This window comes from Intrasporangium sp. (genome assembly GCF_039812505.1).
Classification (GTDB): domain Bacteria; phylum Actinomycetota; class Actinomycetes; order Actinomycetales; family Dermatophilaceae; genus Intrasporangium_A.
In genome coordinates this window covers 1-2,910 of record NZ_JBDIAQ010000253.1, presented here as the reverse complement: position 1 = coordinate 2,910, position 2,910 = coordinate 1, and the positions used below count along the sequence as shown (strand labels likewise).

3 protein-coding genes are annotated in these 2,910 nt (G+C 71.2%); 1 reads left to right on the top strand and 2 read right to left on the bottom strand.

All coding sequences use genetic code 11. From position 1 onward, the window contains the following. On the bottom strand, window positions 1-1,572 hold a 1,572-nt coding region (locus WMI84_RS17865; protein WP_347355122.1), incomplete at its 3' end, for a CHAT domain-containing protein. 240 nt (window positions 1,573-1,812) lie between these two features. Here WMI84_RS17865 and WMI84_RS17860 point away from each other — a divergent pair. After that, window positions 1,813-2,322 (top strand): Uma2 family endonuclease, encoded by a 510-nt coding sequence (locus tag WMI84_RS17860; protein ID WP_347355121.1) that lies wholly within the window; start codon window positions 1,813-1,815, stop codon window positions 2,320-2,322. On the opposite strand, the gene WMI84_RS17855 is transcribed toward WMI84_RS17860, so the two are convergent. Then, window positions 2,254-2,733 carry an amidase family protein gene (locus WMI84_RS17855; protein ID WP_347355120.1) on the bottom strand — a complete coding sequence of 160 codons (480 nt, stop codon included), beginning with the start codon at window positions 2,731-2,733 and terminating at the stop codon, window positions 2,254-2,256. The two genes, WMI84_RS17860 and WMI84_RS17855, sit on opposite strands and share 69 nt — an antisense overlap. Between the last annotated feature and the right edge of the window lie 177 nt (window positions 2,734-2,910).

Below are 2,910 nucleotides of genomic sequence, written 5' to 3'. Positions count from 1 at the left end.
CCCGAGCGCCGTCACGAGCAGGAACAGGACCAGGCCGAGCCGGAAGCGGTGGGGCAGCACCGTCTCCCACAGGGCCGACGGAGGCGAACGCAGGCCGTCCTCGCCCAAGGCGACGACGTGGTAGCGGTACCTGCCCGGCCCTGGCGGCCGGTCGCTCACCATCGGCTGTGCGACGTGCCTGACAACCTCGTCGTTGCGGTACACCTCCCACTCGCGCACCACGGGACCGTCGGGTCCGTTCCGGTCCCAGCCCAGCCGAACGGTGTGCCCCCGCGTCGAGCCGTGCAGGCCGGTGGGCGCCAGTGGCGCCACGACGGGCGGAGGGCCGATCCGTCCGGGAGTTGGCTCCGGTATCCGCAGGGCCGGCGGGTGCGGCACAGGTGATGACGGTGACTGGGTCGCCGGCTGCGGCCCCGCATGCGGCGCGGGGGTCCGCAGCGACGGCAGAGGAGCCGGCGGTTCATCGAGGATCGTCTCGGCCCGGCCGTCCTCGAGCTCGAAGAGCGCGCCGTCGCCGTCCCGCAGGTAGAGCACTGGCGTGGCCCACTCGGACTCGCTCGCGGCCAGCACCGCCTGCCGGCCGATCGTGACGCCCAGGTCGACGGATCGGCCGGCCGCCACCGAGTCGTAGAGCGTCCGGCTGAACGTCTGCGCGGCAAGGTCCGAGATCGGGAACTGCATTGCGACGACAGCGGGGATGCCCTGCTCCAACAACGCGACAGCCGTGCAGCCATAGGGGTCCACCGTGGCGACCGTGCCGCCCTGGCACGAGTTGAGGACCGCCAGCCGGATCGGCGAGTTGGACAGCATCACGCCCAGGTGGCTCCCGAGGACCCTCCGGGCGCGTCCGTTCCGGTGGGCGAAGGCCAGGAAGCCCTCGCCGTTCGCGTCGATGCCGCCGTGCCCGATGAAGTGGAAGACGTGGAACTCCTGTGCGAGCACCCGGGCGTGCAGCGCCTCGAGTGTCGGGACCGGCAGCCGGACCAGCTCGATACGCCCGGCCCTGACCAACGGCTCCAGCTCGTGCTCGAGCAGGCGCCACTCCGCCTCGACGTCGAGGTCGGGCAGGTCGTCCGGACCGCAGATGACGACGAGCATGCGCAACGGTCCGGCGACCTTGACCGGCCGTGCAGGGTCGGGCAGGTCGAGCACCCGAATCGTCGGCGAGCTCCGGTACTGGCACGGGTACCGGTGCTTGTCCGGGTCGTAGAGCAGCTCCCAGGGCAGGTTGGCCAGCTCCGTGACGTCGGCGAATCTGATCCGCAACCGGAGGCCGCGCTGGTGCCGGGCGGCGACGAACTGGCTGGTGCGCAGGATGTTGAGCGCCTTGTCGTTGAACAGCGCCCTGAACAGTGCGGTGCCGAAGGCCTTGGGCGTGAACGAGGCCGGCGGGGTCGGCTCGGCGCGCCGGTCCGGCCCCCGCATCGCCAGCCGTAGCGCCAGCAGGTCGGCGGCGTCCGCCGGTGGGGAGAAGGGCATCGCAGGAGCCTTCCCGGTGGGCGAGTCGGCGACCCGCGCGGTGTAGCCGTCCCCACTGGGTTCGAGCACCACCTCCAGCTCGTCATACTGCATCGCGGCCCCCAATGCCACGCGGGTGGATCAGATCCACGTTGTGTCCGATGTGTTCCAGTTGCTCTGAAAGCACCCGACTTCGGTAATCTGCAGACGCAACCGGACGACAGCAAATACACGATCTGGACAGATACGTCGGTTCGATCGAGTCCACTGGACGCCACCGGCTGCCTGTGGACGACCGGCACTCGGACGAGCCGCGCTCGGGCAGGGTGGCACCCATGTCCCCGAGGAGGCGCGATGATGACCATGACAGCGCTGCCGCGCTCGCGTCCGCTGGTCCGCGCGGACCTCGCGGCGCTGCCCGACGACGGGCACCGCCATGAGCTCATCGACGGGGTGCTCATCGTGACGCCGGCGCCCGCGCTGGGGCACCAACGCGTCGTCGGACGGCTGCACCTGCTGCTGTCGGCCGCGACACCCCCGGGCCTCGAGGTCGTCCTCGCGCCGTTCGCCGTCGCCCTCGCCGACGACACCGAGCTGCAGCCCGACCTGATCGTGGCCAGGACCGCGGACTTCACCCCTCGCGAGCTGCCCGGGCCGCCGCTGCTCGCGATCGAGGTGCTCTCACCGAGCACCCGCCGCATCGACCTCACGCTCAAACGCGACCGTCTCGAGGCCGCCGGGAGCCTGACCGTACGCCACAGGGCCCGACCGTATGCCGCTGAGCCCGGCCCGTCCTCACCCCAGCCCGGTCGGCATCCGGTTCGCGAAGTCGGTGGCCGCCTCGAACGCGGCGCCGACCCGTAGCACCGTCGCCTCGTCGAACGGCCGGCCGTAGACCTGCAGCCCGATCGGCAGGCCCTGCGAGTCGAACCCACACGGCACCGACAGCGCCGGCAGGCCGGTCAGGTTGCCCGGCGCGGAGGCCTTGACGTAGACGTCGATGGCCGGCTCCTCGGTACCGTCCGGCCACCGCACGACCGGGTCGTCGGCCCGGACCGCGGTGGCGCAGAGCGTCGGCGCGAGCACCGCGTCGAGCCCGTCGAACAGCTCGCGCCAGTGCCCGGCTGGACTGCTTGGGGAGACGAGTCCGGCACGGACACCAGACCCCGCGGCAAGGTCCACATGGGGTACACCGGTGGAGCCATCGAGGTGCCCTTCCTCGAGAGGCATGACCGCCTCGACGACGACACCGCCGAGGCACTCGCAGACGAGCATTGTGAAGGCTCCCGCCGGATCGCTTGGCCCGCTGCTCAGCCCTCCGGGAAGCCCGAGTCGATGCACAGAATGTTTCCCTCGCTGTCCTTGAACCATGCGGCCTTGCCGATGGCACCCATGTCGGCGACGCCGTCGTCCCACTCGACCCCCGGCATGTCGTAGGTCTCGAGTGCGACG

What these genes read in the sequence shown, in the direction of transcription:
- WMI84_RS17860 (WP_347355121.1), top strand. Translation starts at nt 1,813, where the DNA reads ATGATGACCATGACAGCGCTGCCGCGCTCGCGTCCGCTGGTCCGCGCG.
- WMI84_RS17855 (WP_347355120.1), bottom strand. Translation starts at nt 2,733, where the DNA reads ATGCTCGTCTGCGAGTGCCTCGGCGGTGTCGTCGTCGAGGCGGTCATG.